Origin of the sequence: Mucilaginibacter sp. (assembly GCF_039207105.1) — a bacterium.
GTDB lineage: Bacteria > Bacteroidota > Bacteroidia > Sphingobacteriales > Sphingobacteriaceae > Mucilaginibacter.
Map to the genome: position 1 here is coordinate 1 of NZ_JBCECK010000115.1, position 17,137 is coordinate 17,137.

Annotated in this window: 17 protein-coding genes; 7 read left to right on the forward strand and 10 right to left on the reverse strand. The window is 42.0% G+C overall.

Going from position 1 to position 17,137, the window contains the following annotated elements:
* The first annotated feature begins 17 nt into the window (after positions 1-17).
* From plsY to AAGC65_RS18985, 4 genes are all read left to right on the forward strand, one after another.
* Positions 18-665 (forward strand): glycerol-3-phosphate 1-O-acyltransferase PlsY, encoded by a 648-nt coding sequence (gene plsY, locus AAGC65_RS18970; protein WP_343114040.1) that lies wholly within the window; start codon positions 18-20, stop codon positions 663-665.
* Positions 666-670: 5 nt separating this feature from the next.
* Positions 671-1,471: a M48 family metallopeptidase gene (locus AAGC65_RS18975; RefSeq protein ID WP_343114041.1), complete on the forward strand. Its 801-nt coding sequence runs from the start codon at positions 671-673 to the stop codon at positions 1,469-1,471.
* Between the two features lie 122 nt (positions 1,472-1,593).
* Entirely contained in the window at positions 1,594-1,848 is a 255-nt protein-coding gene (locus AAGC65_RS18980; RefSeq protein ID WP_343114042.1) for a DUF2071 domain-containing protein, read from the forward strand.
* Positions 1,835-2,338 carry a DUF2071 domain-containing protein gene (locus AAGC65_RS18985; protein ID WP_343114043.1) on the forward strand — a complete coding sequence of 168 codons (504 nt, stop codon included), beginning with the start codon at positions 1,835-1,837 and terminating at the stop codon, positions 2,336-2,338. The genes AAGC65_RS18980 and AAGC65_RS18985 overlap by 14 nt, the downstream gene beginning before the upstream one ends.
* Before the next feature lie 8 nt (positions 2,339-2,346).
* On the opposite strand, the gene AAGC65_RS18990 is transcribed toward AAGC65_RS18985, so the two are convergent.
* The 4 genes from AAGC65_RS18990 to AAGC65_RS19005 form a co-directional block, all read right to left on the reverse strand.
* Positions 2,347-3,615, reverse strand: a complete 1,269-nt coding sequence (locus tag AAGC65_RS18990) for an anthranilate synthase component I family protein (RefSeq protein ID WP_343114044.1) — start codon at positions 3,613-3,615, stop codon at positions 2,347-2,349.
* 70 nt (positions 3,616-3,685) lie between these two features.
* Entirely contained in the window at positions 3,686-4,963 is a 1,278-nt protein-coding gene (locus AAGC65_RS18995) for an adenylosuccinate synthase (RefSeq protein ID WP_343114045.1), read from the reverse strand.
* Positions 4,964-5,001: 38 nt separating this feature from the next.
* The gene (locus AAGC65_RS19000; RefSeq protein ID WP_290321941.1) at positions 5,002-5,469 is read right to left on the reverse strand and encodes a Fur family transcriptional regulator; all 468 of its coding nucleotides are present in this window, start codon (positions 5,467-5,469) and stop codon (positions 5,002-5,004) included.
* A gap of 239 nt (positions 5,470-5,708) precedes the next feature.
* A complete protein-coding gene (locus AAGC65_RS19005; protein WP_343114046.1) occupies positions 5,709-7,931 on the reverse strand; it encodes a bifunctional (p)ppGpp synthetase/guanosine-3',5'-bis(diphosphate) 3'-pyrophosphohydrolase in 2,223 nt (740 codons plus the stop codon).
* A 147-nt stretch (positions 7,932-8,078) separates the two neighbouring features.
* Here AAGC65_RS19005 and AAGC65_RS19010 point away from each other — a divergent pair, with 147 nt between their 5' ends.
* The 3 genes from AAGC65_RS19010 to bshB1 are packed head-to-tail and all read left to right on the forward strand — an operon-like array spanning position 8,079 to position 9,897.
* Entirely contained in the window at positions 8,079-8,654 is a 576-nt protein-coding gene (locus tag AAGC65_RS19010) for a DUF4294 domain-containing protein (protein ID WP_343114047.1), read from the forward strand.
* A 2-nt stretch (positions 8,655-8,656) separates the two neighbouring features.
* Positions 8,657-9,157 carry a glutathione peroxidase gene (locus AAGC65_RS19015; protein ID WP_343114048.1) on the forward strand — a complete coding sequence of 167 codons (501 nt, stop codon included), beginning with the start codon at positions 8,657-8,659 and terminating at the stop codon, positions 9,155-9,157.
* A gap of 17 nt (positions 9,158-9,174) precedes the next feature.
* Positions 9,175-9,897 carry a bacillithiol biosynthesis deacetylase BshB1 gene (gene bshB1, locus AAGC65_RS19020; protein ID WP_343114049.1) on the forward strand — a complete coding sequence of 241 codons (723 nt, stop codon included), beginning with the start codon at positions 9,175-9,177 and terminating at the stop codon, positions 9,895-9,897.
* A gap of 68 nt (positions 9,898-9,965) precedes the next feature.
* On the opposite strand, the gene AAGC65_RS19025 is transcribed toward bshB1, so the two are convergent.
* From AAGC65_RS19025 to AAGC65_RS19050, 6 genes are all read right to left on the reverse strand, one after another.
* Positions 9,966-10,403: a hypothetical protein gene (locus AAGC65_RS19025; protein ID WP_343114050.1), complete on the reverse strand. Its 438-nt coding sequence runs from the start codon at positions 10,401-10,403 to the stop codon at positions 9,966-9,968.
* 241 nt (positions 10,404-10,644) lie between these two features.
* Positions 10,645-11,976, reverse strand: a complete 1,332-nt coding sequence (lat, locus tag AAGC65_RS19030) for an L-lysine 6-transaminase (protein WP_343114051.1) — start codon at positions 11,974-11,976, stop codon at positions 10,645-10,647.
* 250 nt (positions 11,977-12,226) lie between these two features.
* A complete protein-coding gene (locus tag AAGC65_RS19035; RefSeq protein WP_343114052.1) occupies positions 12,227-13,117 on the reverse strand; it encodes an SDR family oxidoreductase in 891 nt (296 codons plus the stop codon).
* Positions 13,118-13,128: 11 nt separating this feature from the next.
* Positions 13,129-13,905 carry an enoyl-CoA hydratase/isomerase family protein gene (locus tag AAGC65_RS19040; protein ID WP_343114053.1) on the reverse strand — a complete coding sequence of 259 codons (777 nt, stop codon included), beginning with the start codon at positions 13,903-13,905 and terminating at the stop codon, positions 13,129-13,131.
* Positions 13,906-14,013: 108 nt separating this feature from the next.
* Positions 14,014-15,831, reverse strand: coding sequence for a long-chain fatty acid--CoA ligase (locus AAGC65_RS19045; RefSeq protein WP_343114054.1), 1,818 nt, complete (start codon positions 15,829-15,831; stop codon positions 14,014-14,016).
* Between the two features lie 25 nt (positions 15,832-15,856).
* A complete protein-coding gene (locus tag AAGC65_RS19050) occupies positions 15,857-17,032 on the reverse strand; it encodes an acetyl-CoA C-acyltransferase (protein ID WP_343114055.1) in 1,176 nt (391 codons plus the stop codon).
* Between the last annotated feature and the right edge of the window lie 105 nt (positions 17,033-17,137).

Below are 17,137 nucleotides of genomic sequence, written 5' to 3' on the forward strand. Positions count from 1 at the left end.
TGTAATATTGCAGGGAAATGATAACCGTTTATTCAGTTTCAGCACTCATACTGGCTTATCTCTGCGGATCTATTCCCACGGCCGTATGGATAGGGCTGGCCTTTTACAATATTGATGTTCGGGAGTATGGCAGCGGCAACGCCGGGGCAACCAATACTTTCAGGGTTTTAGGTAAAAAGGCAGGTATACCCGTAATGTTCCTTGATATTTTAAAGGGATGGACGGCTACCAATCTCGCTTATTTTATAGGCGTATCAACTACAGGGGCTTATAACTCAACCGCATATACCAATTACGCACTGGCTTTGGGAGTGGCGGCCGTTATGGGCCACTTGTTCCCGATATTTGCAGGTTTCAGGGGCGGAAAAGGTGTTGCAACTTTGTTTGGAATGATTTTGGCTATTCATTTTCAGGCCGCTTTATTATGCGTAGTAGTATTTGTTGTGGTGCTTTTGATTACGAGGTATGTATCGCTTAGCTCAATTGTAGCGGCGTTCACTTATCCAATAGGGGTATCGTTCATATTCCCCACGTCAATAAGATCGGTGGTAATCTATGGCATGTGTATATGCCTGCTTATCCTGGTAACGCACCAAAAAAATATCGAACGTTTATTAAAGGGCAAAGAATCTAAAGTCAATTTTTTTAAGAAGAAAACTGCCTGATCACCATGAAAAAAATCAAACCTGCCCTTGCTTTGATCGCCATCATTGCATTGTATTCTTGTTCAACTGTGCCGCTAACCGGCAGAAAACAACTAAGCCTTGTTGGAGACTCGGAAGTGAACCAATCGGCCGCTGCGAGCTACAAGCAACTACTGTCTGATCCTAAAACTAAGGTTATCAGTAGTGGTACCGATGCCCAGCGTGTTAAACAAATTGGTGCTAAATTATCTGTAGCCATTGAGAAATATTTAAAAGATAACGGTTACAGCAACCAATATAATTTTCAATGGGAGTTTAACCTGATACAAAGCAGCGAGGTAAACGCCTGGTGTATGCCGGGCGGTAAAGTAGCTGTATACAGCGGTTTATTACCTGTAGCCAATACTGATGCTTACCTGGCAGTGGTTATGGGCCACGAAATTGGCCACGCCATAGCCAGACACTCAGCCGAGCGCATATCGCAGCAAATGGCAGTACAAGGTGTTGGCGGAGCTGTGGGGGTTGCCACTGCCGGACAATCATCTGCAACGCAAGGTATCATTAACCAATTATATGGTGTAGGTGGTAACCTGGTGCTATTAAAATATTCACGTAACCAGGAATCAGAGGCTGACCGTTTGGGACTTACCTTTATGGCAATGGCTGGCTACGATCCGCATAATGCTATAGCTTTCTGGCAACGTATGGCCGCTCAAAATAAAGACGGAGCCCCGCCAGAACTTTTAAGTACACACCCTGCCGATGCAACCCGTATTCAGGATATCCAGAATCGGATACCAGAGGCCATGAAGTATTACAAACCCTGAAGTAATTTTGAGTTTTAAGTGGTGAGTTTTGAGTTAAATATCAAAATGTACCTTTTGGTTACCACTACTGATATTATTACTTAGGCACACTCAAAACGCATCGCTCAAAACTAATTACTCCTATGCCTAAAGCTCAATTTTTAAAAGCGCAGTGGAAAAACCTGGTCATGGTTAATTATGAGGTCGATCCGCAGGTATTAGATGCTTATCTGCCGCCGGGTACTATGCTTGATCTGTGGCAGGGCAAAGCGCTGGTAAGCATGGTGGGTTTTCTATTTGCCGATACCAAGGTACTGGGAATTAAATGGCCCTGGCATGTGAATTTTGAAGAGGTTAACCTGCGTTTTTATGTAAAACATTTTAATGGTACCGTTTAATGGTACCGAGTGGAAACGAGGTGCCGTTTTTGTAAGCGAAATTGTGCCTAAAAGCATGATAGCCCTTATTGCCAATAATTTGTATAAAGAACATTACCGCGCATTACCTATGCGCAGCTCAGTTACTTTAACTGAGGATGATCACACCCATTTTTTATACGAATGGAAATTTAAGGGTAGGTGGAATAAATTGGGTGCTACAGTAAGCAACCAACTGCTGGATATTAAACCTGGTAGTGCCGAAGAGTTTATACTGGAACATTACTGGGGCTATAATAAATTAACCAGTGTGAGTACTATGGAATATCAGGTTGAGCATATTTCATGGAAAACAGGAGCGGTTAAAGATTATATTTTTGATGCAGACGTCGCCGGGCTTTATGGTGCTGCATTTGAGCTCTATTTGAAAAAGGAACCCGTATCAGCTTTTTTTGCAGCAGGATCGGATATTACGGTGCGGATGGGGGATAAGATAGTAGTTAAGCCGTAAGCTTTTTTTTACTTCAATCCGCCTAAAACTTCCATCACGGCCTGGGCTTTGAGGAGGCACTCCTCATATTCCTTTTCGGCAATGGCGTGGTAAGTTATAGCACTGCCGGCATGGAACGACAGGTATTGCTTTACTGAATTATACAGCAGGCTGCGGATCACCACATTAAAATCAAAATCATCATCCGGACTAAAATAACCTACAGCACCGGAATATACTCCGCGTTTGCTGCGTTCATATTGTTCCATCAATTGCATGGCGCTAATTTTAGGTGCACCCGTCATGCTGCCCATCGGGAACGTGTTTTTAATGGCTTGTATAGCTGGTAGTCCATCCTGTAGTTCACATACCACGGTTGATATCATCTGATGCACATATTGAAAACTGTGTATACCAAAAAGCTCTTCGGTTTTAACGCTGCCTTGTTTGGCCGAGCGGGTAAGGTCGTTCCGTACCAAGTCAACAATCATTACATTTTCCTGTAACTCCTTAGGGTGATTACGCAACTGATGTTTAACCTGTTCGTCAGTTTTAGCGTCTGGATTTCTTTTGGCTGTTCCTTTTATAGGCTGGGATATGAGTTTACTACCACGTTTGGCCAAAAAACGCTCAGGCGATGCGCCGAGTATATAATTATCTTTCCATTTAAAAAATGTACTGAACGGATTAGGAGAAACATCATTAAGCCGGGTAAATATGCCCAGGGGATTAATATGCGCATGCTCGGCAAAAAACTCCTGGCAAAAGTTGGTTACATAGATATCACCGCGGTTAATATGTTCCTGTATGCCTGTTACTGCATCAATATATTCCTGTTTAGTAAAGCGTGCCTCAAGTGTTACAGCGGGCTGTGAAGCAGGCATAACTAATTCCTGCTGTTCAATATGATCTATAACAAATTTCGGCAGGCTGCTGATGATCTCGGCTTGATCGTCCCTGATGATAATCAGATGTTCCGGCGCAAAAAAGTACAGATCGGGAAACTGTAATCCATCCGGGTTGGATGATAATAATTGCTCAATCTCATTTTTGAGATCATATCCGAAAAATCCGGTTATCCATCCGGGATTATCCTTGCGGAACGTTTCCAGTTGCTCAAAGGCATTACCGGCTTGCTCGGTTACCTCGGCACGAGCGCCTATGGCAATTAATGTATCAAATTTGCCGTATGGGTCATTAAAACTGTTCGAGTCAAGATAACAGACCGCATTAAAAGTTGATGCCCATAACAGGGCCTTTTGTTTAAATGCGGGCAGATTGGTAAGCGGGATAATCACACTGCAAAAATAACCAAGTAAAATAAAAAAGGCCGCATTGTGCGGCCTTTAAGTAATATAACGTTTGCTGTTAGTGTAATACCAAAGTTTGTTTCCTGTCTGGCCCTACTGAAAGGTATTTTACAGGTACGCCCAACTCAGCTTCTAAGTAATCAATGTATGATTGCAGTTTAGCAGGTATTTCAGACAGTTCAGTAATACCGGTCAGATCCTCGTTCCAACCGTCAATTTCATTCCAAATTGGTTCAGGCTTTACAGAACAAATATCATAAGGCATATAATCAATTTTTTCGCCTAAGTAATTGTAGTGGGTGCAGGCATAAATTTTATCAAAACCACTCAATACGTCAGCTTTGGTCATTACTAATTGGGTAACACCATTAAGCATGATAGCGTATTTTAAAGCCGGCAGATCGATCCAGCCAGTACGGCGGGGCCTTCCGGTAGTCGCGCCAAATTCATGGCCTATACGACGCAGTTCTTCGCCGGTTTCATTTTCCAGTTCAGTAGGGAAGGGGCCACCGCCAACACGTGTGCAGTAAGCCTTGAATATACCAATTACATCGCCAATTTGCTGTGGGGCAATACCCAAACCGGTGCAGGCACCTGCAGCAGTAGTGTTTGATGAAGTAACAAACGGATATGAACCAAAATCAATATCAAGCATGGCGCCTTGAGCGCCTTCGGCCAATACTTTTTTGCCTTGTTTAATATAGTTGTTAACCAGATGCTCAGAATCAACCAATGGGAATTGGCGCAGTACTTCCAAAGCTTCAAAAAACGCGGCTTCGCGTTCTGAAAAATCGGCTACTTCGCCATATAATGAAGTAAGCATAGATACATGCTTATCAACCAGTTTTTGGTAGCGGTCTTTAAAATCAGGCAGGGTAATATCGCCAATACGCAAACCGTTACGGCCTGTTTTGTCCATGTAAGTTGGGCCAATACCTTTTAAGGTTGATCCAATTTTACCATCGCCCATTTTTTTCTCATTGGCCGCATCAAGCAGCTGATGGGTAGGTAATATCAGGTGCGCTTTTTTAGCTATCAGTAAGTTCTTTTTAGCCAAAAGGTCGTGTCCGGCATCCTTTAATTTATCTAATTCCTTTTTCAGGGTAATAGGGTCAATCACAACTCCATTACCAATAAGGTTCATGGTATTTTCAAAGAAAATGCCCGAAGGTATGGTATTCAATACAAATTTTTTACCATCAAACTCCAAAGTGTGCCCGGCATTAGGGCCACCCTGAAAACGTGCTATCAGGTCGTAACCTGCGCTAAGCACATCAACAATTTTTCCTTTACCTTCGTCGCCCCACTGGAGGCCTAATAATACGTCAACAGCCATTTATGTAAATTCAGAGTATAATATTAAGGGAGGCAAAGTTAAATTTTTCTGTCACAATTACCTTCTCTTAATTTTACGCAATTACCGTAAAGGTTTAAGGAGTGGTGTTTGATGTCGAATTTCAAGATATCACCCATCATGCTTTGTATCTGCTGAATGCGTGGGTCGCAAAACTCAACTACTTTGCCGCAGTCGATGCAGATGATATGATCATGCTGTTTATAGCCGTATGATTTTTCAAACTGGGCCATGTTTTTACCAAACTGGTGTTTGGTAACCAAATCGCACGAAACTAATAGCTCCAGTGTGTTGTACACTGTGGCACGGCTTACGCGGTATTTTTTGTTTTTCATGTGGATGTATAGTGATTCCACATCAAAGTGATCGGTGCGCGAGTAAATTTCTTCGAGTATAGCAAAACGCTCTGGCGTTTTGCGCAGGCTTTTGTTTTCAAGATAAGCCTCGAAAATTTTTTTCACCAGCGCTATAGTATCCTGTTGAGGCATAATAGTCTATTAAGGGGACAAAGTTATTAATAAAAGATAGAATCAAGAAATGAGAATCAAGAGACAAGAACTTATAATTCAAAAAATGTTTTTGAACTGATTTTTATCATTATAGAATCAAGAGACAAGAGTCAAGAATCAAGAATAAAAAAGCTGAAAATGTTTTTATGCTGATAATTAAAGCCTTGATTCTTGTCTTTTAATTCTTGTTTCTTAACTCTTGATTCTTGCCTCTATTTTTAAGAAGCTTTTTCAATGGCTGAGTCAAAACGGGTAACAGCTGTAATGCCTTTAACCAGCTTCAGGTTTTTGATCAGGTTATCCAGGTGTTCGGTGTCATTTACGTATACCATTAATGAACCTTCAAAAATGCCGTTGTCACTATCAACCGTAATGGAACGGATGTTTACCTTAAAATCCTGAGATATTACGGTAGTAAGCTTATTGATCAGGCCTACATCATCAATACCGGTAATACGTAAACCGGTTAAAAATGCAAGTTCCTGCTGGTTGGTCCACCGGGCTTTCACTACACGGTAACCATAATTGGCCATTAGTTTGGCAGCGTTGGGGCAATTGGTGCGGTGAATTTTAATACCATCGCTTACGGTAACAAAACCAAAAACATCATCGCCAGGGATAGGGTTACAGCAATTGGCCAGTTTGTAGTCAATTTTTTGCATATCCTCGCCAATAAGCAATATGTCGCTGTCTTTGGTTTTGATGTTGCGCAGAATGCTATGAACCTGTTCTGGCTCAATTTTATCCTGCGGTTTGCTTTCAATTATTTTTTCCGAAGCCTGGTAGTCCTTCAGATCCTTCATATCAATAATGCCTTTGGCAATGTTGTAAAAAAGATCCTGGGTTGATCCCAGCTTAAAAAAGTAACTCAGCTTGTGTATATTTTCGGAGTTATAGGTGATCTTGAGCGATTTTAATTTGCGTTCCAATATCTCCTTACCATCCTCAGCAATTTTTCGTTTTTCCTCTTTTAGAGCCGATTTTATTTTGGCTTTGGCCTTTGCTGTAACTACAAAGCTTAACCAATCTTCTTTAGGGGTTTGCTTGCTTGAGGTAATGATCTCCACCTGGTCGCCGTTTTGAAGCTTGTAGCTTAGTGGTACCAGTTTATGGTTTACCTTGGCGCCAATACAACTGGCCCCCACATCGGTATGTATCTCAAACGCGAAATCGAGCGCGGTGGCGTTTAAGGGTAACTGAATAAGCGCACCTTTTGGCGTAAAAATGAATATCTCATCGCTGAAAAGGTTCATCTTGAAATCGTCAAGAAAATCAAGCGCGTTGGAATCGGGGTTTTTAAGCATATCCCTCACTTTTTGCACCCATTGGTCAAGTCCGCTATCTGTTGATGATTCTTTATATTTCCAATGCGCGGCAAAACCTTTTTCGGCAATCTCGTTCATGCGTTTAGTACGTATCTGCACTTCAACCCATTGCCCGCGGGGCCCCATAACGGTGGTATGTAATGATTCATAACCATTGGCTTTAGGCGATGATATCCAGTCGCGCAGCCTGTCTGGGTTAGGGCGGTAAAGATCGGTTACTATAGAGTAAGCCTTCCAGCAATCGGCCTTTTCATGCTCAGGGGCACTATCCAGAATTATCCTGATGGCAAAAAGATCATATACCTCTTCAAAAGGTATCGATTTCTTCTTCATCTTATTCCATATGGAGTGTATGGATTTTGGCCTGCCAAACAGGTCGGCATCCAGATCCTGGCCAATAAGCACTTTTTTTACCGGTTCAATAAAATCGCGGATAAACTTTTCGCGCTCAGCCTTTTTCTCGTTAAGCTTAACTTTTAAAAACTGATAAGTTTCCCTTTCCATGTATTTCATGGATAGGTCTTCCAGTTCAGATTTGATGGTGTATAAACCCAGTCTATGGGCCAGCGGGGCATACAGATAAACTGTTTCTGACGATAATTTGAGCTGCTTATCGCGCGGCATAAACTCCATCGTACGCATATTATGCAGACGATCGGCCAGTTTAATCAATATAACCCGTACATCATCGGCCAGGGTGAGTAACATCTTACGGAAATTCTCGGCCTGTAATGAGCTGTTGGTGTCAAATACGCCCGATATTTTGGTAAGGCCGTCAATAATTTTGGCCACCTTTTTACCAAATTCCATCTCAATATCGTCCAGCGTCATGTTGGTATCTTCTACCACATCATGCAGCAGGGCACACACTATAGAGGTGGTACCCAGACCAATCTCTTCGGCTGCTATTTGGGCAACGGCAATAGGATGATATATGTAAGGCTCGCCGCTTTTACGGCGCATATCTTTATGGCTTTCCAGGGCCATGTCAAAAGCTTTGCGTATCATACGCTTATCACCCTTTTGCAGGGTTGATTTACAAGCGCGTAATAAGGCACGATATCTTTTTAATATCTCATTTTTTTCCGCTTCCAGATCAATCACTAAATCTTTCATATGCTGATATTAATGGTATTACCTGATAAACTTGTAATTATAAATTATTATTACAGATTATATTCCAATACCACAAAAAATTGCTTTAATTTTGTATTAAGTAAAATTATGAAATTTATTGGTTTTCTGTTGTTGTTTTGTTGCATAATGGGCACGCTAAAGGCCCAAACAGATAAACCTGCTTCAGTAAGTTTAGGCAAAAATGATACCATCAAAACGGCCATGACCGATTTGGACGGAGAATTAGTACCCTGGATTGTTACACCTGAAGTTAAAATTGTAGATACGCGTATATTTGCCAGCGAGGCGGATAGGATAGCCTACCTCAGATTGAGGTATAATGTGTTCAAAGTGTTGCCCTATGCACGTTTTGCAAGCCAACGCTACCGCCAGTTACAACGTGACCTGGCGCTTACCGGCGATAAGCACAAGCAGAAAGAGTTGGTAAAAACCTGTGAAACCGAAATAAAAACATTGTTTAACAAGGAAATAAAAAATCTGACAATTAGTCAGGGTGAGGTTTTAATAAAATTGATTGACCGGGAAACCGGCACCACAAGTTATACTATGGTTAAAGAATTGAAGGGTGGTTTTAAAGCCTTCATGTTTCAGTCAGTTGCCAGTTTGTTTGGCCATAACCTTAAGGAAACCTACGACCCTGAGGAACAGAAAGATATCGAGGCTATCCTGAAACAGGCCGGATATACTTCCACTAACAATTAATAATGGATAATAATAGTATCTACAAGTTTAATGTTCAGACATTAAATGGTGAGGAAATTGGCTTATCTGCCTATAAAAATAAAGTACTCTTAATAGTTAATACCGCCTCTCAATGTGGATTTACACCACAACTTAAAGATCTGGCCCTGCTGAAAGATCAGTTTAAAGACCAGGATTTTGAAATTCTGGCTTTCCCTTCAAATGATTTTGGCGGTCAGGAACCACTGGAAGGTGCCGCGATTGGTGCGTTTTGTGTAAAAGCCGGGGCAAATTATCCCATATTTGAAAAAATAAGGGTACGTGGCCCATACGCTCATCCCTTATATAAGTTTTTTGCTGATAAGAAAGATAACGGCCGGCTTAAATCTGTTCCGAGGTGGAACTTTCATAAATTTCTAATAAATAAAGCCGGTCATGTTACTGACTTTTATTATCCTTTTACGAAGCCAACATCTTCCAAGATCAGAAAAAAAATCGAGCGCCTGCTGGCTGCCGCACATTAATTCACTTTACATAGTTTATGCTTAAATTAGATATATTAGTTTTATCGGTTCATCCCGACGATGCCGAGCTGGGATGTTCGGGCACTATTTTGAAACATGTTGCCCTTGGTAAAAAGGTTGGCATTGTTGACCTTACACGCGGCGAATTGGGTACACGTGGTTCTGTAGAGATCCGCGAGCAGGAGGCTGCCGCTTCTTCAGAAATTCTGGGATTAACGATTCGGGAGAACCTGGGCATACCCGATGGTTTTTTTGAGAACACCCGCGAATACCAATTAAAAGTAATAGCCGCCATTCGTAAATATCAGCCGGAAATTATATTAACCAATGCCTATTACGACAGGCATCCGGATCATGCACGTTCAAGTGACCTGGTAGATACTTCAGCCTTTTTAGCCGGGCTACGCAAAATAGAAACCTTTGAAAATGGTGAAGCACAGGAAGCATGGCGCCCTAAACAAGTGTTACATTTTATACAAGATAATTATATCAAACCTGATATTATCATCGATGTTACCGACTATTGGGATAAAAAGATAGCCAGTATTAAAGCCTTTGGTTCGCAGTTTTATAACCCTGAGTGGGAAGGTGAACCTCAAACTTATATCTCATCACCCGAGTTTATTAATGTGGTGGCTGCCCGTGCCCAGGAATTTGGCAAAAGCATTCAGGTAAAATATGCCGAAGGTTTTACCAGCAGAAAAATTTTGGGAGTAGATAATTTATTTTACTTAAAATAATATTTTTAACTATTACTAAATAAGTCGCAATTTGCGACTTATTTAGTAAATATTCAAGTAAATTAATATCAGGCTTTTACGTATTCAAAGCGGTTGTTTTCGTTACTTCTTTCTCTTCTCAGTTTATTTTCGTTAGCCAATTTTAACAGTATACCTGACAGTTCTGAGGTTTTAAAATCAGAATCAAATTGCTCTTTGCAGTAATTGGCAATTGAAGATATTGAACGCGTTACATCAAAGAAATCAGTATTCAGTAACTGATTCAATATTTTAGTAGCACCAGGTTTTTTGCGACCTGCTGTTGCAACGTTTTCATCATCTGAACGCATCCTGCGGCCTTTTTTGCTGAATAATTCAGATCCATCAGCATCCACTTTCTCGGATTCTATCATTACTTCTAACAACCGGTCAATGATTCGAACCTGTACCGCTTCGGACTGGAACGAGTTTACAACTTCTGCTACCTCAACAAGTTGCTTTTTAAGTTTCTCTATGTGTTTGCTCATGGCTCAAGGAAAAAGAAATGACATAAATTTATTTAATAGGGATGGTACAAATTTAATGCAAATAATAACTAAATATATAGCATATTTTGGCTAAAAAATAGTATATATTAATATTTTGCTCAATTTGGTACTTTTAAACCGTCATTTCGTCCTTGATTTCATCAATTTGGTCACATATTAAATATTAAACTATCTTTTTAGTGGAATAATTAAGTGTTGTAACGACAATTTTTAATAAGCTTTATAAGGTTTTAGATATTTTTTTGAGTAAGTTAAGTCCTTGATCTATATGGCTTTGTTCAATGATAAGTGCCGGCCTGAAACGGATGCTTTTTTCTCCGCAGCCCAAATACATAATATTATTGTCAAGCCCCTGTTTAATAAATGTATCACGCATATTTTTGTTAGGGAAATCAAAAGCTGTAAGCAAACCTTTACCACGTACATTGCTGATAACCGGAATTTCTGCGGCTATTTCGCACAGTTGGCTTTGCAGATACTCGCCAACAGTAGCTGCATTTTGGCATAAATTATCTTCTTCAATAATTTCCAAAATTTTGGAAGACCTAACCATATCAACCAAACTGCCTCCCCAGGTTGAGTTTATGCGCGATGATACCTGGAAAACATTGTTTTCTACCTCATCAACTCGTTTGCTGGCCAGTATACCGCATACCTGCATTTTTTTACCAAAGGCTATAATATCCGGGCGGGCCTTTTCACCAAAATGCTCATGGCACCAAAATTTGCCGGTAAGGCCAACGCCTGTTTGTACCTCATCGTAAATCAGCATGGCTTCATACTCGTCGGCCAGTTCCCGCAGCTTTTCCAAAAACTCTTTACGTACATGGTTATCGCCGCCTTCTGATTGTATGGGCTCAATAATAATAGCGCAGATATCATCTTTATTTTCGGCAAATGCCGTTCTGATCTGTGAAATAGAAAACTGTTCGCGCTGTACCAGATCATCATGATTGCTGTCGCTGTAAGGGAAGTTGATCTGGGGCACGGATACACGCGGCCAGTCAAACTTGGCAAACCATTTTGTTTTATTAGGCTGGGTATTGGTGAGGCTTAACGTATAGCCAGAGCGCCCATGAAAAGCATGTTCAAAATGAAGTATTTTGTGGCCTTTTTCCTTAGTGTAACCTTTGGCAAAGTTTTTCTGCACTTTCCAGTCCATTGCAACTTTTAACGCATTTTCAATAGCCAGCGAACCACCTGCAATAAAAAAGGCGTGCGGCAAATAATCTGGTATGCCAACCCGCGAAAATGTTTCGACAAATTGAGCGTACTGTGTGGTATATATATCAGAGTTTGACGGATTGGTTAAGGCTGCCAACATGAGGTTTTTTTTAAACTCATCATCATTCACCATTTTTGGGTGATTATAACCTAATGGTACCGAAGCAAAGCAGGTGAAAAAATCAAGCAGTGTCCGTTTATATTTAGCATCGTAAATATAAACGCCCTTACTTTTTTCCATGTCAAAGGTTAGGTCAAAGCCATCGGCAAGTACGTGCTTTTGTAGCGACGCTTGTACATTTTCGGGAGAAACAAGTAGGTTATACATATAATTTCGGTTTTAACAAATTTACTAAAATGCCCTCAGAAATAAAATTTAGGCGGTTTTTGAACCGTTGAGCTGAAAAGTAACTTTAAATTGTTTAAAGTTACTTTTTATACCAAAGCAGAAATGGGTATGCGAAGTAAATGTGCGGATGTGCGGATTTTAGATGTGCGGATTATGCTAATGGAATAATAAACGGATTATGTTTGATTGGCTTGTATACTTAGATTGTATCTGATTTTTGTACAATGATTTAAGCCTTACGGGTGGCTTTTTCAATGCTGTCCCACATTTCGGCTGGTATAATCTCCAGCCCATTGAATTGACCGGCCCCTTGCAGCCATTCACCACCATCAATCGTGATCACCTCGCCGTTGATATAGCCCGAAAAGTCGGACACAAGAAAAGCGGCTAAGTTAGCCAGTTCCTGATGTTCGCCTACTCGTTTAAGCGGAACGCGTTTCTTAAAATCAAACTGTTGCGCCATGTCTCCGGGTAGTAAACGCTCCCAGGCACCTTTGGTAGGGAAGGGGCCGGGTGCAATAGCATTGGTACGGATACCATGCCTGCCCCATTCAACCGCTAACGATCGCGTCATGGCCAGCACACCGCCTTTGGCGCAGGCTGACGGTACCACATAAGCCGAACCGGTGAAGGCATAAGTGGTGATGATGTTCAGGATGGAACCCGGTATTTTTTCGGCGATCCAGTATTTCCCCAAGGCCAAAGAGCAATTGGCTGAACCTTTTAAAACAATATCAATAACCGCCGAAAAAGCGTTGGCCGATAACCGTTCGGTAGGGGATATGAAATTACCTGCCGCGTTATTCAGTAAAGCATCAACCCGGCCAAATGTTAAGATAGATTTCTGTAGCATTTGCTCAATAGCATCGTAATTACGTACATCACAGGCTAATGGTAAAACTTTACCGCCGGTTTCTGTTTCCATTTCTTTGGCGGTTTTTTCCAGTACATCCAGTTTGCGGCTGGTGATTACCAGGTTGGCTCCCAATTTTAAAAAGTATGTACCCATTGCTTTTCCCAGCCCTGTACCTCCGCCGGTTATTATGATGGTTTTACCCTTCAGGGCATCGTCTCTTAGCATCCCGGTAGTTGCCGCGCTGTTTATGCTGGTATTGCTCATGGTGCTTGTGATTAGGCAGTGGGCGTTTTTGTTTTTAAATTCTGGATAAGCATTTGCAGGCCTTTGCGTACGTCGGGCGCCCACCATTGATCGAGCATGCGGTTTAACACGCCTTCCTGATCAGTATTTAATTTACTGATCAGTTCATTACGCAGATTTAATTTGCTTTGGCTCCAGGTTGTTGGGTTTAGCTGCATATAAGTCCTGATCTTTCTTTCGGCTATTGTCAGCAAGCTTTCAGCAGGGCATATCTCATCTATCAATCCGGCATCAAACGCCTCATTTACCTTTAACAGTTTGCCCTCCATTAAGTATTGATAAGCTTTATGCTGGCCAAGCCAAAAGGAATACAGGTGGAAAATACTATCGGGCACAATAATGCCTACAGGAATTTCATTTAAACCGATAATGAATGATCCTTCGGCCATTACGCGGTAATCGCTGCAAATGGCCAGCACACAGCCGCCGGCCGGGCTATGCCCGCTTATGGCCGTTACCATTGGTTTTTTAAAACTGACCAGCTTACGCTGCAATGCCAAAAAATCTGTCCATAAGGCACGGCTTTGCTCCACATCATATTCATAAGCCTCAATAAGATCAACGCCCGACGAAAAGAAGCCCGGTTTACCGGTGATGATCAGGCCGCCTACAGCATTATCCAGTTCAAGGGTTTGTATGCAATCGGTAAGTTCTTTAACCATTTGGTGATTAATAGCGTTCGATCTCCCCCTGTCAAGCATGATAACAGCCAGCTTGTCCCTAACAGATAATTGAAACGTTGTATTCATAGTTTTTGAGGTAAGTGGTTGGTATTTAGGATTATTACCCATTTTAAGACTTGTAGATTTTAAGACTTACGAAGTTTTTAAGACTTCGTAAGTCTCCGCGGATGCTAATTAATGAACAAGCGAAGGATTTTCATGTTCTTCGCCGGTATACATTTTATCAATCTGTCCCTTGTATTTTTCTGTGATCACCTTGCGTTTCATTTTACCGGTAGGGGTAAGTTCACCACTATCTATCGACCATTCATCGGGCAGCAGCGTTACTTTCTTAACTTGCTCTACATGGTTAAACTCGGGGTTAAAACCATTGATGATAGAATGATAAAGCTCAATAACCCGTTTATCAGTGATCATTTCATGGTGCGAACTAACAGGAATATCATTTTTGATGCACCAGGGTTTCAAATGGGTATACGAAGGAACGATAAGCGCGGCGGTGAATTTTCTTTCGGCCCCAACCACCATCATTTGCTCAATAAAATAATTCTCCTTCATTTTGTTTTCGATAGGCAGCGGGGCAACATACTTACCGCCCGATGTTTTAAAGATCTCTTTTTTTCGATCGGTTATTTTAAGAAAGCCATTGGAGTCAAGCTCACCAATATCACCGGTATGAAACCAGCCATCGTCGGTGATCACCTCTGCTGTTAGTTCAGGGTTTTTATAATAGCCTGCCATAATGTTATCGCCTTTGGCTAATATTTCGCCATCCTCAGCTATTTTTACTTTAACTCCGCTCAATAGCTGCCCTACGGTACCAAATTTTCTGCCGCTTTCTTCATAACGGTTAACCGCTATCACCGGCGAGGTTTCGGTAAGCCCATAGCCCTCTAAAACCACCATTTTGGCGGCTGTGAATATTTTTTCGAGCTTTATAGGGCAGGCCGAGCTACCGATTACAATGGCCCTTACATTGCCGCCAATGGCATTACGCCATTTGCTGTAAACCAATTTATCGGCAATGGCCAGTTTAAGATTATACCAGGGGTTGCTTTTACCAATCTCAAATTCCTCGGCAACTTTTATTGACCAAAAAAACACTTTCCTTTTGAAGCCCTGCAGTTTTTGCCCTTCTATCATGATCTTTTCAAACACTTTTTCCAACAGGCGAGGTACAGCGGTGAAAAGATCGGGCTTGGTTTCTTTCATGTTGGCGCCAATGGTATCCATGCTTTCAGCGTAACAAATAGCAAAACCAAAAAAGAGGTATATGTAAGTACACGTTTTTTCAAAAATGTGATTGAGCGGCAAAAAGCTAAGTGCCTTTTTTTCTACGAGGGGGATCCTACTAAGCACTTCGCCTGATGCCAACACATTGCTCAGGATGTTTTTATGGGTAAGCATAACCCCTTTGGGCTTGCCTGTTGTGCCTGAAGTATATATAATAGTTGCTACAGTACTTTCTTGTATGGCGTTGTTTATAGGAGCCAAGGTAGCTTTGTAATCTTCGGGTAACGGTTTAAGCAACTCAGTCCAGTTGGTGTAACCTTCTATGGTATCATAAGAATAAATACCTTTTAATGATTCAACCCTGGCGCTGATCTCGTCTATTTTGGAGCATAACTCTTTGTTGCTGATAAACAGATATTTTACCTGGGATTCGGTTAGTATCTGCTCCAGTTCCTTGCACGTGGTATTGGGATATAAGGGTACCAGTATGGCGCCGGTTAGCTGCACAGCCAGGTCAGTAATCAGCCATTCGGGCCGGCCGGCACTGATGAGGCCTATTTTATCCCGGCCCTCGGTTGTTCCATCCCCGGCAGAAACACCCAGGTTTAAAAGTGACATGGCTAACTGGTAAACCATTGTATGGACTTCGGCAGTACTGTAGGCTTTCCAGTTACCGTTTACTTTAGAGCTCAATAAATTTGCTTTGGGCTCTTTGGCCTGTACGCTCATGCAATCAAACAATCTTGTCACCTTTTCCATGTTGCAGCAGTTTAAAAGTAAATTGTTATAATAATTCAAATATGCCGGCAGCGCCTTGCCCGGTACCTACGCACATGGTAACCATGCCGTATTTTTTATCGCGGCGTTGCAGCTCGTTAAAAAGCTGTACCGAAAGTTTTGCACCGGTACAACCCAACGGATGGCCCAATGCAATAGCCCCGCCATTTACATTGATGCGTTCCGGATCAAGATCAAGGCCTTTAATAACGGCCAATGATTGTGAGGCGAAGGCCTCATTCAACTCTATCAGGTCGATATCCTGTTGCTGCATACCTGCCTGTTTTAATACTTTAGGAATAGCCACCAATGGCCCAATGCCCATAATACGCGGAGGTACACCGGCGACGGCATAGTTAACAAGCCTTGCAATCGGTTTAAGATTATTGGCCTTTAAAAAGCGCTCGCTTACAACCATTACAAAAGCCGCACCATCACTTGTTTGCGATGAGTTGCCGGCGGTTACTACGCCTTTGGCATTAAACACCGGTTTTAATTTGGCCAGTGCATCAAGGGATGTATCGGCTCTTGGCCCCTCGTCGGTATCTACCTTAAATTCGCGGCTCTTTTTTTTGCCGTTTTCATCAACGTAGGTTTCTGTGATATTAACGGGAACTATCTCGTTTTTGAACTTGCCCTCTTTTATGGCATTAATAGCTTTTTGGTGCGAGTTATAAGCAAATTGGTCCTGCTCTTCGCGGTCGATGTTATATTCTTTAGCTACAGCTTCGGCGGTTAAACCCATACCCCAATAATAATCAGGATGAGCCAGTGCGACATCTGCGTTAGGTACAATCCGCCAGCCGCCCATAGGCAGCAGGCTCATGCTTTCAACCCCGCCGGCAATAATGCAATCGGCAATACCACTGTGTATTTTAGCCGATGCTATAGCAATAGTTTCCAAGCCCGATGCACAATAACGGTTTACCGTCATGCCGGGGACCTTATCGGTATCCAAAGCCATGAGCGAAATAAGCCTGGCTACGTTTAAACCTTGCTCGGCCTCGGGTGTTGCGTTGCCTACGATAACATCCTCAATCTGTTCCTTATCTACATTGGGTACTGATGTGAGCAGGTGCTTAATAACATCCGCGGCAAGGGTATCAGGCCGGGTAAACCTGAAGCCTCCCCGGGTAGCTTTTCCAACTGCGCTGCGGCTTCCAGCCACTATATATGCATTCATAATTTCTTTAAATTCTAATTTCTAAAACCTAAATTCTAAAATTGACGTTCACTCACTACTCACTACTCACTACTCACTACTCACTACTCACTACTCACTACTCAC